General features: G+C 66.8%; 21 protein-coding genes, 1 tRNA gene and 1 other RNA gene. 17 read left to right on the top strand and 6 right to left on the bottom strand.

The genetic code is table 11. The features are described 5' to 3' along the window. The first annotated feature begins 92 nt into the window (after positions 1-92). Together DZA62_RS36330 and DZA62_RS12500 are read left to right on the top strand one after the other, a co-directional pair. Positions 93-773 carry a hypothetical protein gene (locus DZA62_RS36330; protein WP_116949236.1) on the top strand — a complete coding sequence of 227 codons (681 nt, stop codon included), beginning with the start codon at positions 93-95 and terminating at the stop codon, positions 771-773. After that, complete coding sequence (locus DZA62_RS12500; RefSeq protein ID WP_198663689.1) at positions 754-1,896, top strand: helix-turn-helix domain-containing protein; 1,143 nt, start codon at positions 754-756, stop codon at positions 1,894-1,896. The genes DZA62_RS36330 and DZA62_RS12500 overlap by 20 nt, the downstream gene beginning before the upstream one ends. Before the next feature lie 643 nt (positions 1,897-2,539). Here the strand turns inward: DZA62_RS12500 and DZA62_RS35690 are convergent. From DZA62_RS35690 to DZA62_RS12485, 4 genes are all read right to left on the bottom strand, one after another. Beyond that, on the bottom strand, positions 2,540-4,069 hold the full coding sequence (locus DZA62_RS35690; RefSeq protein ID WP_157987630.1) for a P-loop ATPase, Sll1717 family: 1,530 nt from the start codon (positions 4,067-4,069) through the stop codon (positions 2,540-2,542). A gap of 264 nt (positions 4,070-4,333) precedes the next feature. Beyond that, entirely contained in the window at positions 4,334-7,174 is a 2,841-nt protein-coding gene (locus DZA62_RS12495; RefSeq protein ID WP_116949234.1) for a DNA methyltransferase, read from the bottom strand. 183 nt (positions 7,175-7,357) lie between these two features. Further along, positions 7,358-8,023 (bottom strand): YdcF family protein, encoded by a 666-nt coding sequence (locus DZA62_RS12490; RefSeq protein WP_116949233.1) that lies wholly within the window; start codon positions 8,021-8,023, stop codon positions 7,358-7,360. A gap of 17 nt (positions 8,024-8,040) precedes the next feature. Continuing rightward, positions 8,041-8,808 carry a GntR family transcriptional regulator gene (locus DZA62_RS12485; RefSeq protein ID WP_116949232.1) on the bottom strand — a complete coding sequence of 256 codons (768 nt, stop codon included), beginning with the start codon at positions 8,806-8,808 and terminating at the stop codon, positions 8,041-8,043. Between the two features lie 162 nt (positions 8,809-8,970). On the opposite strand from DZA62_RS12485, the gene DZA62_RS12480 reads away from it, so the two are divergent. From DZA62_RS12480 to DZA62_RS12450, 8 genes are all read left to right on the top strand, one after another. Further along, positions 8,971-9,453: a hypothetical protein gene (locus tag DZA62_RS12480; protein ID WP_116949231.1), complete on the top strand. Its 483-nt coding sequence runs from the start codon at positions 8,971-8,973 to the stop codon at positions 9,451-9,453. Then, complete coding sequence (locus tag DZA62_RS12475; RefSeq protein WP_116949230.1) at positions 9,453-9,986, top strand: hypothetical protein; 534 nt, start codon at positions 9,453-9,455, stop codon at positions 9,984-9,986. Before DZA62_RS12480 ends, DZA62_RS12475 begins: the two co-directional genes overlap by 1 nt. Before the next feature lie 84 nt (positions 9,987-10,070). Further along, positions 10,071-10,235: a hypothetical protein gene (locus tag DZA62_RS35685; protein ID WP_157987629.1), complete on the top strand. Its 165-nt coding sequence runs from the start codon at positions 10,071-10,073 to the stop codon at positions 10,233-10,235. 411 nt (positions 10,236-10,646) lie between these two features. Next, positions 10,647-11,396, top strand: a complete 750-nt coding sequence (locus tag DZA62_RS12470) for a hypothetical protein (RefSeq protein ID WP_157987628.1) — start codon at positions 10,647-10,649, stop codon at positions 11,394-11,396. 90 nt (positions 11,397-11,486) lie between these two features. Then, positions 11,487-12,062, top strand: a complete 576-nt coding sequence (locus DZA62_RS12465; protein ID WP_157987627.1) for a hypothetical protein — start codon at positions 11,487-11,489, stop codon at positions 12,060-12,062. Then, a complete protein-coding gene (locus DZA62_RS12460; protein ID WP_198663687.1) occupies positions 12,059-13,600 on the top strand; it encodes a replication initiator in 1,542 nt (513 codons plus the stop codon). The genes DZA62_RS12465 and DZA62_RS12460 overlap by 4 nt, the downstream gene beginning before the upstream one ends. Positions 13,601-13,617: 17 nt before the next feature. Continuing rightward, a complete protein-coding gene (locus DZA62_RS12455) occupies positions 13,618-13,848 on the top strand; it encodes a helix-turn-helix domain-containing protein (RefSeq protein WP_116949227.1) in 231 nt (76 codons plus the stop codon). After that, positions 13,848-15,095 carry a tyrosine-type recombinase/integrase gene (locus tag DZA62_RS12450; protein WP_116949226.1) on the top strand — a complete coding sequence of 416 codons (1,248 nt, stop codon included), beginning with the start codon at positions 13,848-13,850 and terminating at the stop codon, positions 15,093-15,095. The genes DZA62_RS12455 and DZA62_RS12450 overlap by 1 nt, the downstream gene beginning before the upstream one ends. Before the next feature lie 75 nt (positions 15,096-15,170). Here the strand turns inward: DZA62_RS12450 and DZA62_RS12445 are convergent. Then, a tRNA-Ser gene (locus DZA62_RS12445) sits at positions 15,171-15,258 on the bottom strand. 84 nt (positions 15,259-15,342) lie between these two features. On the opposite strand from DZA62_RS12445, the gene ffs reads away from it, so the two are divergent. The 7 genes from ffs to DZA62_RS12410 all read left to right on the top strand — a co-directional run bounded on the left by ffs (position 15,343) and on the right by DZA62_RS12410 (position 22,231). Then, an RNA gene (gene ffs, locus DZA62_RS12440) (signal recognition particle sRNA small type) lies at positions 15,343-15,439 on the top strand. Positions 15,440-15,484: 45 nt separating this feature from the next. After that, entirely contained in the window at positions 15,485-18,007 is a 2,523-nt protein-coding gene (locus DZA62_RS12435; protein ID WP_116949225.1) for a DNA polymerase III subunit gamma and tau, read from the top strand. 131 nt (positions 18,008-18,138) lie between these two features. Continuing rightward, positions 18,139-18,585 (top strand): YbaB/EbfC family nucleoid-associated protein, encoded by a 447-nt coding sequence (locus DZA62_RS12430; protein WP_116949224.1) that lies wholly within the window; start codon positions 18,139-18,141, stop codon positions 18,583-18,585. A 12-nt stretch (positions 18,586-18,597) separates the two neighbouring features. Further along, positions 18,598-19,197, top strand: coding sequence for a recombination mediator RecR (recR, locus tag DZA62_RS12425; protein WP_116949223.1), 600 nt, complete (start codon positions 18,598-18,600; stop codon positions 19,195-19,197). Then, positions 19,190-19,792, top strand: a complete 603-nt coding sequence (locus tag DZA62_RS12420; protein ID WP_116949222.1) for a DUF5063 domain-containing protein — start codon at positions 19,190-19,192, stop codon at positions 19,790-19,792. The genes recR and DZA62_RS12420 overlap by 8 nt, the downstream gene beginning before the upstream one ends. Before the next feature lie 103 nt (positions 19,793-19,895). Continuing rightward, positions 19,896-21,170: an aspartate kinase gene (locus DZA62_RS12415; RefSeq protein WP_116949221.1), complete on the top strand. Its 1,275-nt coding sequence runs from the start codon at positions 19,896-19,898 to the stop codon at positions 21,168-21,170. Continuing rightward, a complete protein-coding gene (locus DZA62_RS12410; protein ID WP_116949220.1) occupies positions 21,167-22,231 on the top strand; it encodes an aspartate-semialdehyde dehydrogenase in 1,065 nt (354 codons plus the stop codon). Before DZA62_RS12415 ends, DZA62_RS12410 begins: the two co-directional genes overlap by 4 nt. A gap of 28 nt (positions 22,232-22,259) precedes the next feature. Here DZA62_RS12410 and DZA62_RS12405 read toward each other — a convergent pair whose 3' ends face one another. Next, on the bottom strand, positions 22,260-23,081 hold the full coding sequence (locus DZA62_RS12405; RefSeq protein ID WP_116949488.1) for a class I SAM-dependent methyltransferase: 822 nt from the start codon (positions 23,079-23,081) through the stop codon (positions 22,260-22,262). Between the last annotated feature and the right edge of the window lie 60 nt (positions 23,082-23,141).

Below are 23,141 nucleotides of genomic sequence, written 5' to 3'. Positions count from 1 at the left end.
GAACAACGTTCGACGCCGAGCATCCCAACTTCCCGAAAGCGGACCACACATGTGGTACGTTTTCGGGAAGTTGCCTAAGGGGTGGAGGGTCAGTGGCCGAGCCACAGAGATCGAATCTGTACGAGACGATCATCTACGAGGGCGAAGCCGCGGAGGCTCGCCTCTGGCAGCTGTGTCGAGCTCGTTCGGAGGCTTTTGCCAGAGCAGCGCTGAGGGGGCACGAGAGGCGTCGCCAGCTTCTGCCCGTTCACCCGCTGACTTACCACGGCCAGGTCGTCTGGGGCGAGACGATCGCGGCACTCAGGCAACAGTTGCTCTCCCTTCAAACGGGTTGGGAGATTGACCGTAGCCTTGGGTACGAGACGAGTCACAACCCCCAGCTCAATGTTGATATTGCTGTCGTCGGTGGTGACGTCTTCACCGGAGTTCACGGGTTCAGACATCCTCGTACAAATAGGCCGCGCGGTCCCGTGTCGCACAAGCGCGTAGAGCACAACCGGGCTCAGTTGGCCCTTGACATCAGTGGCCTCAGGCCTGAGGACATTCAAGATGCGGAGCTTGCGGAGACTTGGTTCTTCCTAATGCACGGGCGCGACGATGTGCTCTACTCAGAGATATCGAGCCCGATGGACCTGGGTCTTCATCGCCGCGTTAGTCAGTGGGGCGAGCGGATCTTGCTGCCGCCACAGCCGATGGTGGGCGCAGTGACGCCGATCCCTTCGGATCAAGAGCCTGATGAGGGAGCGATCGTCCGTGTCGGCCGCAAGGCCTAAGGATTCGTTCAATCCCCAGCGCCTTCGCCTTGCCCGTGAGTTGAGGGGGATCACCAAAGAGGCGTTGGCAAGGGCGTGTGGTGTAAGCCGGCGTGCCGTTACTGATTGGGAAAGCGGAAAGGTTGAGGAGCCACGCGTCGATGCAATCTCCGCCGCGCTGGCCTTTCCCGAGAGCTTCTTCTTCGGCGACGATCTGGCGGAAGTTACTGAAGACGATGCTAGCTTCCGTGCATATTCGGCTCTGTCCGCGAGGCGTAGCAAGAGCGTTCTGGCGCTGGCGTCCATTACGCGCGGGGTTTTCAGTTGGATGGATGAACACTATGAGACTCCGAGTGTGGATATACCAAAGATCGGGGATCTGCTTCCTGTCGAGTGTGAAGGGGAGCCAGATCCCGTACAGTCTGCATATTCGCTTCGGAGCATTTGGGGACTTAGCGCGCGCCCAATTGTCGACATGATGGCATTGCTGGAGAGCCGCGGAGTGCGCATCCTGGCGCTACCTGGATCATCGGTCGATATTGACGCATTTTCATTCTGGCGCGAGGGCAGACCGATTGTGTTCCTCGACTTGGGGAAATCGGCTGAAAGGTTGCGGTTCGATCTCGCGCACGAACTTGGTCATCTTGTCATGCACTACGGGGTCCGAACCCGAGGCGAGCGAACGTATGAGGCGGCGGCGAACATCTTCGCGAGCACGTTCTTGATACCAACTGATGGCATCTTGGCGCAGATAAGGGCGCGCCCGACGTTGGATGACGTCTTTACGCTCAAGCGACACTGGAAGGTTTCTGCGACGGCAATGGTGCGCCGTCTACATCAGCTCGGTTCGATTAATGATTGGCAGTATCGAACGTGGATGGTCGATCTAAGTTCGCGTGGTTTTAGATCGTCTGAGCCGGGTGGTATCGATAGGGAGATGTCCACTCTCTTACAAAGAGTCCTGGCTCTCGCAAGAGAAGACGGTTGGAGATTGAGGCGCCTCGCTTCAGAGCTGCGAGTACCGCTCCAAGATCTCGAAGGTGTTCTGGCCGGCTTGGCAGTTATCCCAGTGGACGGAAGCGGCGAAGACGCGCCACGAAGCCTCGGACACCTAACTTTGGTGAAAGGCACCAAGTTTTCGTAGGTCGATTTGTGCATCGAGTGTTCATAGATTTCCTTGCCCAAGAGCCTATTTGTTCCACTGGTTAAGGTTCCTCAAGCGATCAGACTGAGGCGTCGTTCTCGTAGCTGCCGCCTGTTGGCCGGCGCGGAGTGGGTCAATAGGCGGCGGAGCCGATCACGAAGTGACGCCGTAGGCGCTGTTGAGGCGCGGAGCAGAGGTCATAAGGATGGCTGCGCAGAGAGCGGTGCCGGTGGTGACGCTCAAGCCCGGGGTGCTTCGCAAGAGGCCGACGCGTGCCGCTTGGGTGTTGCGGCGCAGGGACCGGCGCGCCAGCGCCGCATGCCCGAAGTGGCAACACCCAAGCAGCGACGGGGCGGTGGCGGCGCGAAGCGCCGCTCTTGATCTCAAAGAGGTCTATCCGGCAGACGGAAGGAATGCCCGCAGACGAAGTGGCCTCTCGCCCTGTCGCGGGCGAAGCATGATGGCTGGAGTGTCAGCGCTGTTGATGGCCGGCCGCGTGTCAGGCTGTCGTGATCGACGACGTTCTGTGGGGGATTGAGCAACGGTCGGTCGGGGTGCCGGCGGTGAGGTCGGCGTCGGGGTTGGGCGCACTTCTTGTGCTAAGTCCCGGGGTGCATAGCTGGATCAGTCAGGAACCGCGGGATCAGTCGCCCAGTTGGCGCGTATTCCAAGGAACATTTAGCGCATAGACCACAGCGTTGTGGAGGATATACGATCCTCGCCGCTTGAACTTATATGTATCGCGCCGGTGATAAAATTGGACATATCCCGAGCTCTGGTCATAGTTCCCAATCGCGCCCTGCAAGAAGAGGTACTCACCCAACTCTCTAGCGGATATAACGTCCGCCAAGCCCTCCTCGTTTATCCCAGCCTCAAGGTCATTGAGATCAAACTTGCGCGCGGGCAGAGAACCGAGCACCCCATCGAGACTGGCGACCACCCTCGAAGGTAGCAAGCCGACAGCCTCAGCAATCAACTCGGATAGAAAATGATTGCTTGCAAATCGATCGGCAGCCGCCCTAACGAAGCGGCCGGACAATTGATGGCCGCCGGCGACCTCCTGTAGCGTATTGAATAGTTGGGATATATCGCGAGGCGTGTAACGCGTGAACTCCAACACGTATCGAAGCGCCTCCACAGCTCCACCTTGCTTGCCGACCCGTACGGACCGAGGAAGGCATGCGAGGAGGAAATCTGCATCTACCTCCGCCTTCCGCGCCAAATACTCCCATAGCAGCACTTCGCGCGGATCGGCCGCCTCCGCATGCCACTCGATGTGCACTGCTCCATCTGCCGCTATTTTTGGCGCGTCGGCGAACTGCGTGTGCCGGAATACGTCGCTTCGGCACATCACCATTACGTAGATATGGCACTGCGAAATCTTTGACGCCTCCCGCCGGAGGGTGTCGGCAACCCGGACGAGAGCCGCCAACGTTTGCCAGTATGCCGGGTTCTCCGAAATGGCCTTGTCTAATCCATCGATCGCTAAGAGATGCCGATTCGGCGTCGTCGCTTGAAGGATAAGGCGCAGGACGGCATCGCCGACCTGGCCCGGACTCAGCGTTTCGGTGTCGCTCGACGACCTGCCGAACTCGCCAAAGGGTACACGAATGAGTGCCCTACGCTCGCGGACCCGACGCAAAACTTTCGGATAGTCATCCGATGCTAGGCCCGCTTCCTGCAGGTCGCTGAGGAGTCGAATCGCCTGTGGATCGCGGCTAATCGAGCTCGCCGGATCTGAAAGAAGGGATTCAAGGAGACGGACCGACAAGAAGAGTTTCCAAGCAGCATCCGTCATGCTGTTCATCTCGCCACTCACAAGTTTGTGATCCAACGAAGTGAGAGGGCTCTGCGTACGATTTAGCTCGTCAAAGTCAACGTGCTTAGCAAAAATTGAAGGCTCTCCGAGTTGCGCCTCCCACTTTAGCGATACGAACGCGGCGGCGGCGCTCTTGCCAGCTCCCTTTGGACCAAGAATTAAGAACCGCTCGTGATCGGCAACTTTTTCGGCAAGGCTCCAGCGGTCGAAATATGTCCTACGAAAGCGTTCGGGGTCCTTTGCCACTTCATTTTCGGCGGCCGCTAAGCCGAAGTAGAGTGAGCGGAAGCCCCGGTCAGCAGGTCGCCCGGCTCCAGCCCGCGAGCGGTGTGATGTGCCTCGATCGTCTGTCATCTGAACAACCTAGTGGAGCAAGTAGGTTCGCCGCACCGGAGCAGAGGAAGCGGCCGCTGGTCGGACCTTAGCGCTTCCAGCTCCCCGACGCCGGGCTTCCTGCCGGCCACGGAGTCATCCTGCAGGCTACATGCAGCACCGCCGTTTCCACATTAAGGTGGTGGGATGCGCTGCGCATCAGCCGTCGGGCACCAGCCGAAACTATCCACGGATGGCTTCTGTGCTCTGGCTGCCTTGAGACCATGACGATGTGGCGAGCAGTTGCTAGAGAGGCTGGTCTACGGTCAATCGATAGGTCGACTTATATGCCTGTGAAAAGTTGGTACCGCCAGGCTGTCGTCCGTTCTCAGGACTCTCGGCTATAGCTAGATTTAATGCCAGGACCTGCGCCAGCAGATCCTCATTTGGATTGAATCCGTAAGCGTCCAACACGCTTCGATCGAGGGCATCGTGAAGTTGTCGTAGCTCGGACCGTCCAGGCTCGCGCAGAGTGTTGTACTGTTGCGCAAGCGTGAGCCCTCGGTTGAGGTAGTCCTGCCGAAGAGCAATGATCTCAGCTGAGAGCCTAGCGATATCATCAACCTGGTTGGCTGTCGGCTCGGTAGGCCAGGGGAATGTATTCCAGACGGTAGTCGGTGTGTATCTCGGATCACGCTTGAGCTTCGAGCACCTTTCGTCGAACCACATTCGATGAAGGTTGGATGAGAGAACCCCGAACGAATAGTCGTCGTCGAAGGCGAAGACTTGCAGGGATGCGTCTGGCCGTATCGAAGAGTCCACAAACTGGTAGATGGATCGGCGGCCTTCGGCCGCGACTATAGTGAGGGCGAGATACCTGGGCAGTCGAGTGATAGCTCTGATCAGATCGTCCCGGCGATAGGCATGGCGCCACCAGTTCGACAGGAATTTCGCATGATGTTCATTCACATTCGCTTGCGGGTTGGCGATCCGTGCCTCCGCGTTTCGATTAGCCTCCTTGATGGCTGCCTCTTGCCTCTTGGGAAGGACTTGCTCCCTGAGGTGCGCTATCGCTGCGGGATAGGCGGCAGTCGCTTGGAGTTGATCAGTGGCGGGGATATCAATGACGTAGTCGGCTAGCGCCAATTCCTTGATCAACGAGTCCCCGCCAACCGTTGGATGAATGACTTCGTGGGACCCGGGATCCTTGGCTATGAGCATCCTCGCTTGGTCGCGAGTGAGTCTAAAGCCCGTGACATTTCCCGTCGTCTGACCTTGAAAGCAAACCTTCGGCTTCTGGTTAATGCGCAGGGGAATTGCTCGCGCAACATCGGTGCTGGGGCGTAGGGACGCAGGGATATGGTCAACAGGCAACCTCAACTCGCCGTTGTCGAGCCAAAGGATGCGTTCCTGGGGCGCATGGCGTTCACCCTTGATCCAGTTAACAATCGAGACATGCACGACGGCGTCGCCGGACCAGGGCTGGGAGGACACGGCATCGTAGATGACCCCCTCGTGGGCGGTGACGTAGTCCAGGGATACTGCTCTTGAACTTGCGTCGCGTATGGCCTGCGTAGCTACCAGGCCGGCGCGACCGCCTTCGGACAAAGCGTCGTGCGCGAGTGGGAACCAATAGCATACGAAGTCGGATACACCACCGATACGCGGGTGCTGACGGGCCAACCGTTGGGTATAGGTAAGGCCAAGCTCGTCGATCATCTTCCGTCGGCCAAGGTACGGCGGGTTACCAATGATTACGTCTGCCTTGGGCCATGGCGCGAATAGGGCGTCGTCGCGTCGGATGGAGTCGTCGAGATTGTCTAGGGGAAGAACATCTTCATGCTCGTCGAGCTCGTCGGCGGCGAGCTTCTTCGCGAGCATCATGGTTACCTTGGCGACTTCGACCGCGAAGGGGTTGTTGTCCATCCCCAAGAAGTGATCAGGCGTAACGTAGGAGAGTGACCTTTGGTCCGCCAGTTCCATAGATCGCCTCCTGTCCTCGATGAGAAGTTTGACCTCGTTCTCCAGGCGCCTCATTTCGCGATAGGCGACGTACAAGAAATTGCCAGAACCGCACGCAGGATCGAGCACACGGAATGCGCCCATTGCTAGTCGCAGACGTTCCAGGTCCTTGATCGATCTGGTTTCGGAGATCTTCTCGGTCCATGGCTTGACGATGGTGGGAAGGACGACCTTCGCGATGTCTGCCTGCGATGTGAAGTGCGCTCCGTAGGCGTGCCGTTCTCCTTGATCCATCGAGGCCTCGAAGAGGGTTCCGAATATCTCGGGCCGTACTGCCGCCCAGTTGGTGGCGGATGCTTGGCGTAGGGCGGACAGTTCGGCATCGACCAATTCAATCGGTTCGATGTTCTTGAAGAGCCCACCGTTGAAGTAGGGCGTTCCCTTGTATCGGCCTCCCGTCGTGCGCCCCGGCGTATTCATCTCTCGGAAGAGCGCACCGAGCAGGTCATAGGTGTCGGCCGCGCGGTGTGCATCTTCGATCGCCCGCGTAAAGTACCTTCCGGGTAGTAGTCCAATGTCCTCGGCAAACATCGCTACGACGGATTGGAGCACGAAATGTTGGGCCGTGTTTCTGCCTATGCCGCGGGCGTGGAGGTGGCGGAATACCCCAGATACTTGTGCGGCTGCGTCGCGGGTGACGGCGACGAGGTCATTTCTGAGGATAGGTTCCTGTTCGACCGGCAGCATGAATGCAAGCGCGTCGTATCGTTCCGGTAGGTCTTCAATCGAGATGCGCTCGACAGGTTCGTCGAGTTGCTGGTCGAAGTCATAGATCCAGAACTCGTCGAAGTTGCAAAGTACAACGTAGCGCGGCCTGTTGGGAACAGCCTCTAGCCAGTACTGGAATGCTTGCCTATAGTGCCGGGAGAGGTCCGTACCTGCCTTCTTCATCTCGACCAGGCATCGCGGCTTCCAGATCAGATCGGCAAACGATATGCCGCGGTGGTCTGAGCGCTTAATCCTTGCCTCCAGGACTGCACCAACCTCGCGGATGCCTGGGTGGCCGAATGCTTGAAACAGTCGCTCAAGGAACAGTGCGGCTTCGCCCTTCTCGTCCCCTACCAGCCTGGCCTTTCGCCAAGCGACAAAGGCGGCAAGGCTCGCGCGAACAGAGTTGGGTTCCATGTAGCGGAGCCTACGCCGAGGGACGGACACTTGTGGGCATTGCATAGTGCGCGTGGCTGTGGGCGAGTCAGAGGACTGTGTGAGTGATGCGACGACGTCTTCCCAACGGGCGAGCTTGGACGAATGCCGGATCGATGAGCCGCATAGGCGGCTGGTGTAGGAGTGGCGGCCAGTTGCGACTGTCTAACGCGAAAGACGGGAGCTATAGCCCCTGTGGACGAGCCTGTTGTAGGCGTCCTGGACCTGCCTTGGCACCGGCTGCGAGATCGAGAATCCACGCTCGGCGTAGAGCCTGATGCGCTGCGTATCGCCCACCAGCATGTTGATGACGCGGTCGTCGTCGGCGATGGCGTGGAGGTAGTCGCGGAAGCTCTGCAGCCGGGATGAACAGATAACGTCGACGTCTGGCCATTGCTTGCGGCAGGTGGCGTAGGCGCGGCGCTGTTGGTAAGGCCGGGTGATGAGCGTGACGGATTGAGGCGTGATGCCCTGCTCGTCGAGGAGCTGCCTAGCGAAGGTGAGGTTCTCGGCCGTGTTGGTCGCGCGTGGCTCGATGAGGATGGCGTCGGCGGGCACGCCGAGTTCGGTGGCTCGTCGCGCGTAGTGGACGGCTTCGCCGTCAGGAAAGAGTCCGACGGTTGTGGGTGCGTTGGCGCCGGTGAACACGACTAGCGGGAACATGCCGCGGTGGTAGAGATCGGCCGTGTGGTCCGCGACACCGGGGTCGTGGCTGCCGAGACCGATGCCGACGTCCGTGGGGCGCAACTCGTGGTGCAGCTGGTGGTAGTCCCAGAGGATCTGCGCGTCCGCCAGGACGTCATCGGGCAGTCCAGGTCGGTCAGCGCTCATGGTCGTCAGCTACCCACTCAGTCGGGGACCTTGAACGTGTAGCTCCAGGAGAACCGCGACGCCGAGTGCACGCCGCGGGCGAACTCGACCACCTTGCCACTCTCGGTGGTGGTGTGCCGCTGAAGGATCATGACCGGCTCGCCGGCCGGCAGCTCCAGCGTCTCGCGTTCGTCCGGCGTCGGCATGCGTGCATAGAAGGTCTCGGCGATCTCGTGCGGTTCCAGGCCCTGCAAGGTCAGCACGGCGAACCCACCTCCCCGGCCGGCGGGTCCGGGTGTGGGGTCGACGATGGGTGTTCCCTCGACGTCTTCGGGGCGGTAGTAGCTGGCGAGCGTGTGTGTGGGTGTTCCGTCGTCCTTCACGAGCCGGGCGCGCTCGTAGACCGTCGACCCGACCGGCACAGACAGTGCGGTCGCGGTCTCTTGGTCGGCGGGGACCTGCCGGACCGTCTGTGTCTGATCGGTCCACTTCCACGGCCGGCCCGACGCCTCACGGTCGGCGGCGAAGGCGACGAGGTTGCCGAACTTCCACTTGCTCTTGGCGTACCGCTCCGCGCCGAGGCGCTGCATCGGAGGCCGGATGCGAACGACGGTGCCGCGGCGGCGGACGGGCGTCACCAGTCCTTCCGCAGCCAGTAGTGAGACGGCGTTACGGACCGTCTTCACGTTGACGTCGTGCTCGGCGGCTAGTTCGTCCTGCTTGGGCAGCGTGGAGCCCTCGGGATAGTCACCCTGCAAGATCGCCGCTCGGAGCATGTCTGCCAGCTCGCGGTAGCCGGTGGCCATGGCGTCACCTCCAGCCGATAACGGTACCTCTACTCATCGTCTGCGCGGCAGGCGGGTTATAGAGCTACCTCTATTGACACTTGCGATGACGAGATGTTCTATAGAGGTACCCCTATCGGTCAAGGGTGGTCGTGACCGCCCAGAGGAAGCAAGGAGCAGGGCATGGCACTACAGCGAGGGCACCGGTTCCCGGTGGAGTTCGGTGAGGCGTTTCCGCGGGGTCTGGTGTTGGTCGGTGAGATCGAACCGGATCTGGAGTACCAGTCGCAGGAAGAGAGGGCGCGGGGCAAGGAGCAGCGGCAGCTCATGGACGAGGTGACGGGGCTGCGGCAGTGGCGGGCGACGGTGACTGACCCGGATGAGCAGAAGGCGAAGCGCGCCAGCTTCGAGGTGATCTTCATGGCGGAGGTGCAGCCGGCGCCGTTGCCGGATGAGGTCTTGCCGGGGATGCGCCCGGTGGAGCTGGTCGGGTTGACGGCGTCGCCGAAGGTGATGGGTCAGGGCGAGTTCAAGTTCCTCGGGTACGAGTACCGCGCGACCGGGGTCAAGGCTCCCGGCAGCGGTGAGGTTCCGCGTTCGGCTGGGCGGTCCGAGGGGTCGGCGCAGGAGCCGGCGAAGGCGACCGGCGAGAAGAAGGTCGGCTGATGGCGGCCGCGACAGTGCAGGCGCCGTCGGATGTGTATCGGGCGGCGGACTGGCTGGCCGGGCGGCATCCGTGGGTGCGGCAGCTGGTCGAGCGGATCGCCGGGCGCATCGACGTGCATCCGGACTGGCCGGACACCGTCGCTGGGGCCGTGAACGGGCATCTGGCGCACTCGGCGGCGTGGGCGGAGTACGAAGACCGCTTCCCGCCGCCGGACGACGACGCGGCGTTCTGGGAGTGGCAGGAACGCGGTCCGCAGGCGTCGCGTGAGGTGCAGGCGTACGGCGTGATGTCGAGTGGGGAGAAGAACCTCGTTCGCCTGGTGGCCACGCTTGGTGGCCGGGTGGCGTGGTCGCCGATGGATGTGTCGTTCGATCAGCGCGGCGCGGCTGTGCTCGCGGACTGGCTGGCGGTCGTGCACGCCCAGCTGCCGGCGTGGCTGTACCCGGCGGCGTCGGATGACGCGCTGGTGGTGCGGCTGGCCGCGGTGAGTGACGCGGTCAACGGTGAAGGAGTGGCCGCGTTCTCGCGATGAGTCCCCACCGGGGACGGGTCAAGGCCTAGACAACCGCCCGTCCCCGGTGGCCCCAATCAACACCCCCGAATGGAGGGGATTGGTGTGTCCCAACCTACCTCGTGGCGACTCCCGCTCGCCGTCTACGCGCTCGTGGCGGTCGCGCTGCTGATCGTCGCCCCGTGGGTCGTCGCGTCCGTCGACGCCGACCTGGACCGCACGTTCGAGGAGCAGACCGCCGACGTGGATCGGTGTGGTGAGCGGGCATGAACGGCGACCCGGTCCTGTTCGGTGTGCTCCCGCATGACGTCACTGCGACGGCGTACCTGTTCCGCTGCGTGGTCTGTGGGCGTCATCTGGCTCCCGAGCCTGAGACGCCGTGCACGGGCTGCGTGAAGCCGTCTCGCCGGCCCTCGCGCACAACTGCGCGGCGGCGCACGAAGGCGACGTCGTGATCACGGTTCTAGTGGATTGCTCGCGCTGCCCGCGCCTGGTGACCGTGGCTGAGGGGTGGTTCTACCCCGCCACGGGCGAACGGCTGTGCGCCGGCTGCCACGCCACCGCGCACGCCCGCCACCTGGCGCTGACGACCTCCCGCACCTCTGAGGTGACCCCGGTGCAACCAACGAAGCGGACGACGCCTGATCGGGGCGTTCAGAGGCCGGCTGGGAGGTGGACGCGATGATGTGGCTCCTCAAAGTCGTGACGGGCGTGTGGCTGCTCCAGCTCGCGTGGCGGTTCAAACGAGCCCTGGCCGCCGCAGCCCTCGCCGTGTTCGTCTTCGCTGCCTATGGCTGGGCCGGCTTCGTCGTCCTGGTCGTCGGTCCGCCGCTGCTGGCGATGGTGTGGCGCTGGGTGCACCCCTGGTCGTACTGGCGGTACGTGGGCTGGCTGCTGGCGCGGCACCGGCTGCGCACGACCTACGGCCTCCGCTGGGCCGAGGTGATGCAGTCCTGCCGCCTGCACCGCCCGATCCCCGGTCGCCCCGGCGAGTACGCGACACCCCGGCTCGTGCGGGTGTCGGAGAGCGCGGTCGGTGACGTCCTGCACGTGTGGCTGCTCACCGGGCAGGAACCGGGCGACTTCGAACGCCAGGCCGCCGAACTCGCCCACGCGCTCAACGCGCCCGCCGTCCGGGTCACCTCCACCGGTCCCGGCCTCGTCGACCTGACCTTGGTGGAGCGTGACGTGCTCGCTGACGGCGTCGTGCTGGGCGACGTCGAACCGGTGACGGACCTCCGGGCGGTGCGGTTCGCCGTCGGTGAAGACGGCGAGTGGCGGACTCGCGATTACGCGAATATCGCCGCCGAGGTCGGCGGTGGAGTCCCCGGCTCCGGGAAGACGGCCGGAGAAACAGGCCTGGCGTGCGGGCTGATCCAGAACCCAGCCGTGCAATACGTCGTCATCGACGGCAAGGGCGGCGAGGACTGATCCTGGATCACCCCACGCGCCGCCGCCTACACCAACGAAGACGAAGACCTGAACGTCGTCCTCGAGCTGGTCGAGTCCGTGCACCAGCTCATGCGCGCACGTTTGAAGACGCAGAAGACGACTCGGGGGCAGGCGAACTTCTGGAACCTGCCCCTCGACCCGCAGCATCCGGTGATCTTCCTCGTGGTCGACGAGGTCCAGACGTTCACCGACTCCAAAGGCATGGACAAGGACACCAAGACCGTGGCGGCCACGATCACGGCCCGGTTGTCGGCGCTGGTGAAGAAGGGCCGCTCCGCGGGCATCATCACGCGCCTGCTGACGCAGAAACCCACGTCGGATGCGATCCCGACCGCGATCCGCGACAACGCCAGCGTGCGGACCGCTTGGCGGGTGCTGTCCGATGACGCGGCCGAGGCGATCCTCGGACCCATCGTGCGCGGGTCGGCGGTGTCGCCGGTGGACATCCCGGTCGGCATGCCCGGTGTCGCGGTCGTCGCCGACGCCGGCGGGCAGCTCGAACGGGTCCGGTTCCCCTACGTCGACGAGCACACCGCCCAACAGATCGCCACCCGCACTGCGGAGCTACGCCGCGACCTGGCCGACCTCGCCGGCCCGCAGCAGCCCGCCGACAAGACGCCCGCGGACGAGGAGGCGACGACGTGACGGCCCTGCCTAATGACGCGACGATGCGCGAGCTCGCGGCCGGTGAGCGGGTGTGCGTGCGGCCGATCCTGCAACGCGTCACCGACACCCTCACCGGCACCGTCCGCACCGTCGTCATCCCGTGCGGGGCCACGCGGGCGAAGGTGTGCCCCTCGTGCGCGGACGCTGCCCGCCGGCTGCGGATTCAGCAGTGCCGCGAGGGCTGGCACCTCACCGAGGACCCACCCAAGCCAGAACCCGACCCCGACGGCGCAGAGGGCGACGACGTCGACCAGGACGACGACGAGACGGGGCGTCGGGTGCGGTCGACTCGGCGGCGGCAGGACGCGCCTGATCTCCCGCGGCTGGCGGTGTCGGACCGCACCACCGGGCGGGTGTTCACCTCGGCGGACGGGAAGACCTATCGGCCGTCGATGTTCGTGACGCTGACCCTGCCGTCGTACGGCCGCGTCACGGGCGAGGGGGTGCCGGTCGACCCGCGCGCATATGACCATCGGCGGGCCGCGCTGGATGCGATGCACTTCCCGAAGCTCGTGGACCGGTTCTGGCAGAACCTCCGCCGCGCTACCGGGTACTCGGTGCAGTACTTCGCCACCGTCGAACCCCAACGCCGCCTCGCGCCGCACCTGCACGCCGCGATCCGCGGTGCCATCCCGCGCAAGCTGCTGCGTCAGGTGGTCGCGGCGACGTATCACCAGGTGTGGTGGCCGCAGCTCGACGAACCCGTCTACACCGACCCCGAGACGTTGCCGGTGTGGGACGAGCTGGCGCGGGCCTATGCCGATCCGCTCACTGGTGTGGTGCTGCCGTCGTGGGATGAGGCGCTGGATGCCCTGGACGACGACCCGGACGTGAGGCCGGCGCACGTGATCCGGGCGGGGTCGCAGGTCGACATTCAGGGCGTCATCGCAGGAACCCCGCTGGCGGACCGGGTCGTCGGCTACCTGACGAAGTACCTCACGAAGTCGATCACTGACCCGCTCCACGACGACTCCGACGGCGAGGCACCCGTGTCAGCCGCGCGCAGGGCGCACATCGACCGGATCGCAGAAGAGGTCCGGTGGCTGCCGTGCTCACCCACGTGCGCGAACTGGCTGCGCTACGGCGTCCAGCCCAAGGACGCGAAGGGCGGCATGGAGCCGGGCCGCTGCGGGTCGAAGGCGCACGACCGCGACCATCTCGGCCTCGGTGGCCGCCGCGTCCTCGTCAGCCGGCGGTGGACGGGCAAGACTCTTGACGACCATCGCGCGGACCGCGCCGCCGTCGTCCGCGCGGTCCTGGCCGAGGCCGGGATCGAGATGGATGACCACGACGAGCTTTCGGCAACCGAAGCCCGGCCAGACGGCCTGCCCCGCTTCGTCTGGACCACGACCAAGCCGGGCGACCTCGACGCCCCGGCCTACGCCCGGCTCATCGCCCACGCCATCGCACAGAAACACCGCTGGCGAACCCAGTACAAGGACGCCAGGACCCGCGCCGGACCCCAGGCGCTCAGTCTTTCGGCAACTGCAAGGCCTGCCGCTGCCCCGGCGGCGTAACGGAAGGAACAGCCCGTATGAACCACGACGAGACACTGATCGAAATCCGATCAGCCGGTGACGTCCTGACCATCGAGGAAGCCGCACGCTATCTGCGCATCGGCCGGACCACGATGTACGCGCTGGTCATGGACGGAGCGGTCCGCTCCATCAAGATCGGCTACCTCCGCCGCGTGCCGCTGGAGTGCCTGCGCGAGTACGTCGCGGACCAGCTGAGCCGTGCCGAAGCTGCGGGACAGGTGGCGTGATGGCCACCCGCAGACCCAACGGCGCGTCGAGCATCTATCTCGGTAAGGACGGCGACTGGCACGGCCGCGTCACCGTTGGCATCAAGGACGACGGCTCCCCGGACCGCCGACACGTGCAACGCAAGACCGAAGCCGAGGTCATCGCCGCGGTGCGCAAGCTCGAACGCGACCGCGACGCCGGAGCCGTACGCAAGGCCGGCCAACGGTGGACCGTCGAGAGGTGGCTAACCCATTGGATCGAGAACATCGCCGCTCCGCCCGCGATCAGCGAGTACACGCACGACGGGTATCGCCGGGACATCAGGGTTCACCTGGTGCCCGGTGTCGGGAAGCACCGCCTCGAACGCCTGCAGCCCGAGCACCTGGAGAAGCTGTACGCGACCATGCAGAAGGAGAAGGGTCGCAGCGCGGGAACGGCGCACCACGTGCATCGGACCATCCGGGCCGCGCTGAACGAAGCCGTGCGACGCAAGTACCTGACCTCGAACCCGGCCACCCAGGCGAAGGCTCCGAACGTCCAGGAGATCGAGGTCGAGCCGTACGACATCGACGAGGTCAAGCGGCTGCTGAAGGTGGCCGGCGAGCGCCGGAACAGTGCCCGGTGGGCGGTCGCGCTGGCGTTGGGTCTTCGACAGGGTGAGGCGCTGGGGTTGAAGTGGTCGCATCTCGACCTGGAGACCGGGACCTTGCGCGTCCGCCGTAGCCGGCTGCGGCCGAAGTTCGCCCACGGCTGCGGCGAGACGTGCGGACGGCAGAAGGCTGGCGACTGCCCGCAGCGCATCCAGGTCAACGCCGACACGAAGGACACGAAGTCACGCGCCGGCCGCCGCGTCGTCGGACTACCGACCCAGCTCGTCACGCTGCTCGAAACTCACCGGAAGGAGCAGGACGCCGAGCGGATCGCCGCCGGGGATGACTGGAAGGACGAGGGCTGGGTGTTCGCCAAGCCCAACGGGAGAGCGCTCGCCCCGGCGACCGACTGTCACGAGTGGAAGCGGCTGCTGAAGTCCGCCGGCGTTCGTGACGGCCGGCTGCACGATGCCCGGCATACGGCGTCGACCGTGCTGCTGATCCTCGGCGTGCCGGAACGCACCGTCATGTCCATCATGGGATGGTCGTCGACAGCGATGGCGGCCCGATACCAGCACGTCACCGACCCGATCCGACGAGCGGTCGCGGCGCAGGTGGACGGGCTGCTGTGGGCGGACCAGGGCGACGACGAGAAGGCCGACGGCGAAGGCAAATGAGACGAGAACTGAGACGAACGGCCCCACCGGCCCGACCTCGCTTGAGGCCGGTCGGTGCGTCTGCCCTGGTGAGCGTGGCGGAGGATAGGGGATTCGAACCCCTGAGGGATTGCTCCCAACACGCTTTCCAAGCGTGCGCCCTAGGCCACTAGGCGAATCCTCCGTCGGAGAGGTTATCGGACGTGGGCGCTCCGCCTGAAATCGGCGGCGCGATGTGATGCCGAGCCGCCGAGCACGTACACTGGCAGCCGACCCCTCGCGTGGCGGCACCCCGCCTAACTCCCCCAGGGCCGGAAGGCAGCAAGGGTAAGTGGGCTCTACCGGGTGCGCGAGGGGTCCTTTGCGTCCTCGATGGGAATCTGTCGGCGGGGACGACTAGGGTTCGCAAGGTGTCGTCGCTAGCTCTGTATCGCACCTATCGGCCAGGCCGGTTCGCTGACGTGGTGGGGCAGGAGCATGTCACCGTCCCGCTGATGCGGGCGCTGGCCAACGACCGCGTCCACCACGCCTACCTCTTCTCCGGCCCGCGCGGGTGCGGCAAGACGTCGTCGGCGCGCATTCTGGCGCGGTCGCTGAACTGCGAGAAGGGCCCCACCGACGAGCCGTGCGGGCAGTGCCAGTCGTGCCTCGACCTCGCGCCGAACGGGTCCGGCAACATCGACGTCGTCGAGCTCGACGCCGCCACGCACGGCCTGGTCGACGACGCCCGCGACCTGCGCGAGAAGGCCCACTTCGCGCCCGTGTCGTCGCGGTTCAAGATCTACATCATCGACGAGGCGCACCAGCTGGGCCCGGGCGCGGCGAACGCGCTGCTCAAGCTGATCGAGGAGCCGCCGGCTCACCTCAAGTTCATCTTCGCCACCACGGCGCCCGACAAGATCATCGGCACCATCCGGTCGCGTACGCACCACTACCCGTTCCGGCTCATCCCCACGAAGACGCTGCAGCAGAACCTCGGCTGGATCTGCGAGCAGGAGGGCGTGCCCATCGAGCCGGCCGCGCTGGCGCTGGTCGCCCGGGCCGGCGCCGGGTCCGCGCGCGACGCGCAGTCGATCCTCGGCCAGCTCATCGCCGGTGCGGGCGACGACGGCGTCACGTACGACCTCGCGGTGGCGCTGCTCGGGTTCACCGACGCCGCCATGCTCGACCAGGTCGTCGAGGCCATCTCCGCGGCCGACGGCCGATCGGTCTACGCCGCGGTCGACCAGGTCATGGACGCCGGGCACGACCCTCGGCGGTTCCTCACCGACCTGCTGGAGCGCTTCCGCGACCTCATCGTCCTGCGGGCGGCGCCCGACGCCGTCGCCGAGGGGCTGCTGGACCTCCCGCCCGAGCAGGCCGAACGCATGGCCATGCAGGCCACTCGGTTCGGCCCGTCCGACCTCGTCCGGCTGGCCGCCGTCGTCGACGAGGGCATCACCGCCATGAAGGGCGCCACGCCGACGCGGCTGCAGCTCGAGCTGGTGTGTGCGCGGCTGCTGCTGCCCGGCGCCGACGACACCGTCTCCGGCGTCCAGGCTCGCCTCGATCGCGTCGAGCGCCGGCTCACCGGCGGCGAGCCGCTCCCGTCCGCCGCAGCACCGGTCACTGCCGCGCCGGCCGAGCCCCCGGCGCCGGTCGCCGAGGCTCCGCCGGGCGTGTCCAAGCGGGCGGCCGCGTTCGCGCGGGTGAACCCGTCCGCCGACTCCGCGCCCACGTCGCCGCCGGCCACGGCCCCGCCCACGTCGCCGCCGGCCACGGCCCCGCCCGCGACGCCCGAGGCAACGGCTCCGGTCGCCGCGCCGCCTGCCGCGGCCTCGCCCGAGGCAACGGCTCCGGTCGCCGCGCCGCCGCCGGCCGAGCCGGCACCGACGGCGTCCGCCCCCGCACCCCCGGTTCCCGACGCGGCAGCAGCCCCAGCCGAGCCGGCGCCGAGTCCGCCACCTGCCGCTGAGTCCGCCGACGTCGCGCCGCTGCCGTCCGAGCCCGTCAGCCGGCCGGCGCCCACGTTCGAGGCGCCCGCCGACGAGCCTGGTGCACCCGACTGGTCGCCGGCCGACGAGCCGGCGGCCGTGGCCGAGCCCGACCTGCCGTCCGCGCCGCGGGCCCACGAGGCGGCGGCAGCTCCCACCCAGACCCCGCTGGCCGAGCAGCCGCCCGCTCAGGCGCCCCAGCCCGCCCAAGCGGCCCGGCCTCCGCAGGCTGGCACGCCGCCGCCCGCTGCGGCACCGACGCCGGCGCCGCAGCCGATCCCGGCCGCCGGAGCGTCGGGCGGCGTCGCCGACCTGCGCCGCATGTGGCCCGAGGTGCTGGTCCGGCTCAAGGAGATCAAGCGCACCCCGTGGAGCCTGATCTCCCAGGAGTCCGTCGTCTCCGACGTGTCCGACGGTGTGCTGACCCTCGCGTTCCGGCAGCCCACGCTGCGCGACACCTTCGCCCGCCGTGCGGACTTCCAGGAGTGCCTGCAGCAGGCCATCAAGGAGGTCCTGCTGCTCGACCTTCGCGTCGACGCCATCGTCGACCCGTCCGCCGACCCGTCGGCCCAGAACCGCGCCGCCGCCGCGCCGTCCGCGCCCGCAGCCCCGGCCCGGCCTGCGCCGTCGGCCGAACCGCAGCCGCAACCACAGCCCACGCCGCCCGCCGGCGACCCCCGCGGCCCGGGCGACGCCGCTCCCGACGCGCCGCCGTCCGGCCGTGCGGCCGCGGCCAAGCAGGCCGCCCGCCTGGTCAAGGAGCAGAGCGGCGGCGCGACGGCCGGTGCCGCGGCAGGCGCCGCGACCACCGGGGACGATGCCGCTCGAGCTCGCCGGGCCACCGACGACGACGCCGATCCCGACGGCGACGCCGATCTGGCCGACGACGGCGTGTCCGAGCGCGAGCTGCTCGAACGGACGCTCGGCGCCACCGTCATCGCGGAGATCGAGCACGAGTGATCACTTCGTCAACGCACCTGGTCAGATCGGGCCGGGTCGGTGACGTAGGCTCGCTGTGACCATGTGCCAAGACAAGACCCCGCGTGGGTGAGGAGGCAGCCGTGTTTCCGCCTGATTCCGAAGGCTTCGACATGAGCCAGCTGCTGCAACAGGCCCAGCGCATGCAGGAGCAGCTCCTCTCCGCCCAGCAGGACATCACCGAGGCCGAGGCCACCGGCAGCGCCGGCGGCGGGCTGGTCCGGGCCACCGTCACGGGCGCCGGCGAGCTCACCGACCTGCAGCTGGACCCCTCCGTCGTCGATCCCGACGACGTCGAGACGCTGGCCGATCTCATCATCGCCGCGGTCCGCGACGCGCACGCCGAGATCCAGCGCCGCGCCAACGAGCAGCTGGGCTCGATCAACGCCGACGTCGCGGGCCTGCTCGGCGGCGCCGGCGGCGCGGGCAACCCGCTGGCCGGCCTGTTCGGCGGCGGCGCACCCGGTGCGCCCGGCGCACCCGGTGCACCCGGCGGCGCCCAGGACACCATCCGGGGCGAGATCGAGGGCGACGAGCGCCCGTCCGGCCAGGGCAGCTGAGCCGAGGCCGTCATGTACGAAGGCGTCGTCCAAGACCTGATCGACGAGCTGGGGCGGTTACCCGGCGTCGGGCCGAAGAGCGCCCAGCGCATCGCGTTCCACCTGCTCGCGGCCGACGCCGACGACGTGCGCCGGCTGGTCGCCGCGCTCACCGAGGTCAAGGAGAAGGTGCGGTTCTGCACGGTGTGCGGCAACGTCGCGCAGCAGGAGCAGTGCCGCATCTGCCTCGACCCTCGCCGCGACCCCACCGTGCTCTGCGTCGTCGAGGAGCCGAAGGACGTCGTCGCCATCGAGCGCACTCGCGAGTTCCGCGGCCGCTATCACGTGCTGGGCGGCGCCATCAGCCCCATCGAGGGCGTCGGTCCCGACGATCTGCGCGTGCGTGAGCTGATGACCAGACTGGCCGACGACACCGTGCAGGAGATCATCCTGGCCACCGACCCGAACCTCGAAGGCGAGGCGACGGCGACCTATCTGGCCCGGATGATCAAGCCGATGGGGTTGCGCGTCACGCGGCTGGCCAGTGGACTGCCTGTGGGCGGTGATCTCGAGTACGCCGACGAGGTCACCTTGGGCCGCGCATTCGAAGGACGGAGACTGCTGGATGTCTAGCACTGTGACACGACCTGCCGACGACCCTGCCACCGAGTACGGCGACTTCGCCGCGGAGATCGCCGACCAGATCGAGAGCTTCCTGCTGGCCGTCCGCGAGATCGCCCGTGGCGCCGACCCCGGCAGCACGCTGTCGCTGCTGCTCCTCGAGGTCAGCCAGCTGAGCCTGGCCGGCGGGCGGCTCGGCGCCATCAGCGACGTCGTGCCCGACGAGCGGTTCGAGCCCGACGCCGGCCCCGACGCCGACGTCGACGAGCTGCGCATGCGCATCGCCGCCCTGCTGGAGCCCGTCGACGGCTACGTCGAGGTCGTCGATCCTGTCGACCCCGAGCGCGGCGCCACCGGGTTCCGGCTCTCCGACGACCTCGCCAGCATCGCCCAGGACCTGCTGCACGGGCTGTCGCACTACAAGGACGGCCGGGTCATCGAGGCGCTGTGGTGGTGGCAGTTCTCCTACCTGTCCTCGTGGGGCTCGACGGCGGGTTCGGCACTGCGTGCGCTGCACTCCCTGATCGCCCACACCCGCCTCGATCACCACGACGAACGCATCGAGGTGGCGCAGGAGGCGCTGCTGCCCGTCGAGGCCGAACTGTAGGCCGAACTCCGAACATCCTGTCCCGCGATCCGGACGTCTCGGGGCACAGTCAGCAGGTCGCCTAGACTGCCAGGGGCACTGATGGCTGTGGGAGGAGTGTGCCGTGGGGCTGGTTGTGCAGAAGTACGGGGGTTCCTCCGTCGCTGACGCCGCGGCCATCAAGCGGGTGGCGCAACGCATCGTCGCCACCAAGAAGGAGGGCCACGAGGTTGTCGTGGTCGTCTCCGCCATGGGCGACACCACTGATGAGCTGCTCGATCTGGCCCAGCAGGTCTCGCCGCTGCCGCCGGCCCGCGAACTCGACATGCTGCTCACGTCCGGTGAGCGCATGTCCATGGCGTTGCTGGCCATGGCCATCGGCGACCTCGGCCACGAGGCCCGGTCGTTCACCGGCAGCCAGGCCGGCGTCATCACCGACTCCGTGCACGGCCGCGCCCGCATCATCGACGTCACGCCTGGACGCATCCGCCAGGCGCTCGACGGCGGTGCCATCGCCATCGTGGCCGGCTTCCAGGGCGTCAGCCAGGACAGCAAGGACATCACGACGCTCGGCCGTGGCGGCTCGGACACCACGGCCGTGGCGCTGGCGGCGGCGTTGAACGCCGACGTGTGCGAGATCTACACCGACGTCGACGGCGTCTTCACCGCCGACCCTCGCATCGTCCCGGTCGCGCGCCGCATTCCGCACATCTCCTACGAGGAGATGCTCGAGATGGCCGCGTGCGGGTCGAAGATCCTGCACCTGCGTTGCGTCGAGTACGCGCGCCGCTACGGCATCCCGATTCACGTGCGGTCCAGTTTCTCGACGCTCACCGGCACGTGGGTGTCCGATTCCCAGGGAAGTGAGCAGGCCGACATGGAGCAGCCGATCATCTCCGGCGTCGCGCACGACAGCAGCGAGGCGAAGATCACCGTCGTGGGCGTCCCCGACAAGGTCGGCGAGGCCGCCACGATCTTCAGTTCGGTCGCCGCGGCCGACGTCAACATCGACATGATCGTGCAGAATGTCTCGGCCGTCGACACCAACCGCACCGACATCTCGTTCACGTTGCCGGCCAGCGACGGGCGCAAGGGCGTCGAGGCGCTGACGGCCATCCAGGGCACGGTCGGCTTCGAGTCGCTGCGCTACGACGACGGCATCGGCAAGGTGTCGCTCATCGGCGCCGGCATGCGCAGTCACCCAGGGGTCAGCGCGAAGTTCTTCAGCTCGCTGGCCGACGCCGGGGTGAACATCGAGATGATCTCGACGTCCGAGATCCGCATCTCGGTCGTGGTCCGCGCCGACGACATCGACGCTGCGGTCACCGCCATCCACCGGGCCTTCGACCTCGACGCCGATCAGGTCGAGGCGGTCGTGTACGGGGGGACCGGCCGATGAGCGACAACCGTCCCACTCTCGCCGTCGTCGGCGCCACCGGCGCCGTCGGCACCGTCATGCGCGACATCCTCTCGACCCGGCAGAACGTCTGGGGCGAGATCCGGCTCATCGCGTCGGCCCGCTCCGCCGGCCGCCGGCTCACCGTCCGCGGCGAGGAGGTCGAGGTCCAGGAGTTGACCGCCGACGTCTTCGACGGCGTCGACGTCGCCATGTTCGACGTTCCCGATGAGGTGTCCGCCGAGTGGGCGCCGGTCGCCGCCGAGCGTGGCGCCATCGTGGTCGACAACTCCGGCACGTTCCGCATGGACCCCGACGTCCCGCTGGTGGTGCCCGAGGTCAACGCGCGCATGGCCCGCAACCGGCCGCGCGGCATCATCGCCAACCCCAACTGCACGACGCTGTCGATGATCGTGGTGCTCGGCGCGCTGCACGCCCAGCTGGGGCTCACCGCGCTGCACGCGTCGTCGTACCAGGCGGCGTCCGGCGCTGGTCAGGCCGGCATCGACACCCTGCACGACCAGCTCAACAAGGTCGCCGGCAACCGCGAGCTGGGCACCCACCCGGGCGACGTCCGCCGGGTGGTCGGCTCCGACCTCGGGCCGTTCCCCGCGCCGCTCGCGCTGAACGTCGTCCCGTGGGCCGGTTCGCTGAAGAACGACGGCTGGAGCTCCGAGGAGCTGAAGATCCGCAACGAGTCGCGGAAGATCCTCGACCTCCCCGGTCTCAAGGTGTCCGCCACCTGCGTCCGGGTGCCGGTCGTCACCACCCACTCGGTGACCATGCACGCCACGTTCGAGAACGAGGTCACCACCGAGCGGGCCTGGGAGATTCTGCGCGACGCCCCCGGCGTCGTGCTCTACGACGACCCCGCCCGCGGCGAGTTCCCGACCCCGGCCGACGTGGTCGGCACCGACCCGACGTGGGTCGGCCGCATCCGCCGCTCGCTGGACGACCCCCACTCGCTGGAGCTGTTCGTCTGCGGCGACAACCTCCGCAAGGGCGCGGCGCTCAACACCGCGCAGATCGCCGAGCTGCTGGCCGCGGAGCTCACCACCGCCTGACGGCGTGAGCAGCCCGTCCGTACGGAGCTCAGAAGCGGTAGTGCAGGACGATCGTTCCGGTCCGGGACCAGGCGGTGCTGTGTGATGCCACCCGGTGGTAGCGGCGCCAGGCCGGCGGGAACTCGGCGACCTCCGGTTCGCGGCTGAGCAGGATCTCCCGGATCAGCTGCAGCTTCGGGTTCCATTGCTCGGGTGCGCGTGGGTCGTCCATGCCGGGGAACTTGACGAGGTCGGCGACGGACTTGGTGCCGCGGGCGTGCCGCGCGATCCAGATGGCGAAGCGGGTGTAGCTGTTGAAGGCGATCTCACCGCTGGGAAAATGATCGACGAGCCGGTTCCATAGCGCGACCAGCTCGTCCTCGCTGAGGAACGCCATCATGCCGTCGGCGACGATGACGGCCGGCCGGTCGCCGGGGACGGAGTCGAGCCAGTCCGGGTCCCGCACGTCGGCCGCGATCACGTGCGCGTTCGCCCGCTCCTCCAGCACCTCGTCCCGGGTCGTGCTGACCGCCGGGAGATCGACGTCGTACCAGTCGGCGGTGGGCGGTGGCGCCAGCCGGAACGCTCGAGTGTCCAGCCCGGCACCCAGATCCACCCCGACGGCGTCGGGGTGGCGGGCCAGGAACCGCGCGGCCACCTGGTCCAGTTTTTTGGCCCGCAGAGCGACGTTGAGCACGAGGTTGGTGTCGATGCGCAGCTGGTCGTAGTCGTAGTCGAGTTCGCGGACGAGCCGGTCCGCCATGGCGTCGCCGAGGATCGGGTGCCGGCGGCGGTAGTCGAGGGCCCTGGCGTACAACGTCAGGAACAGGCTGTCCTCGAGCGGGGTGAAGGCCGGGAGCACGACTGCCATCGGTTCGCCTTCCACGGACATCGGCGGATCCACCGGATCCTCCCGGCCGCCCGGGCCGCC

It is taken from the genome of Jiangella endophytica, assembly GCF_003427025.1.
Classification (GTDB): Bacteria; Actinomycetota; Actinomycetes; order Jiangellales; family Jiangellaceae; genus Jiangella; species Jiangella endophytica.
The sequence above is the reverse complement of the archived record's forward strand: the minus strand, read 5'-3'. Positions and strand labels throughout refer to the sequence as shown.

Coding starts and splice junctions, on each gene's coding strand:
- DZA62_RS12480 (WP_116949231.1), top strand. CDS start 8,971: ATGGCACTACAGCGAGGGCACCGGTTCCCGGTGGAGTTCGGTGAGGCG.
- DZA62_RS12485 (WP_116949232.1), bottom strand. CDS start 8,808: ATGGCCACCGGCTACCGCGAGCTGGCAGACATGCTCCGAGCGGCGATC.
- DZA62_RS12405 (WP_116949488.1), bottom strand. CDS start 23,081: ATGGCAGTCGTGCTCCCGGCCTTCACCCCGCTCGAGGACAGCCTGTTC.
- DZA62_RS12430 (WP_116949224.1), top strand. CDS start 18,139: ATGAGCCAGCTGCTGCAACAGGCCCAGCGCATGCAGGAGCAGCTCCTC.
- DZA62_RS12455 (WP_116949227.1), top strand. CDS start 13,618: ATGAACCACGACGAGACACTGATCGAAATCCGATCAGCCGGTGACGTC.
- DZA62_RS12450 (WP_116949226.1), top strand. CDS start 13,848: ATGGCCACCCGCAGACCCAACGGCGCGTCGAGCATCTATCTCGGTAAG.
- DZA62_RS12420 (WP_116949222.1), top strand. CDS start 19,190: ATGTCTAGCACTGTGACACGACCTGCCGACGACCCTGCCACCGAGTAC.
- DZA62_RS12465 (WP_157987627.1), top strand. CDS start 11,487: ATGCGCGCACGTTTGAAGACGCAGAAGACGACTCGGGGGCAGGCGAAC.
- DZA62_RS12490 (WP_116949233.1), bottom strand. CDS start 8,023: ATGAGCGCTGACCGACCTGGACTGCCCGATGACGTCCTGGCGGACGCG.
- recR (WP_116949223.1), top strand. CDS start 18,598: ATGTACGAAGGCGTCGTCCAAGACCTGATCGACGAGCTGGGGCGGTTA.
- DZA62_RS35690 (WP_157987630.1), bottom strand. CDS start 4,069: ATGACAGACGATCGAGGCACATCACACCGCTCGCGGGCTGGAGCCGGG.
- DZA62_RS12410 (WP_116949220.1), top strand. CDS start 21,167: ATGAGCGACAACCGTCCCACTCTCGCCGTCGTCGGCGCCACCGGCGCC.
- DZA62_RS12470 (WP_157987628.1), top strand. CDS start 10,647: ATGATGTGGCTCCTCAAAGTCGTGACGGGCGTGTGGCTGCTCCAGCTC.
- DZA62_RS12495 (WP_116949234.1), bottom strand. CDS start 7,174: ATGGAACCCAACTCTGTTCGCGCGAGCCTTGCCGCCTTTGTCGCTTGG.
- DZA62_RS12475 (WP_116949230.1), top strand. CDS start 9,453: ATGGCGGCCGCGACAGTGCAGGCGCCGTCGGATGTGTATCGGGCGGCG.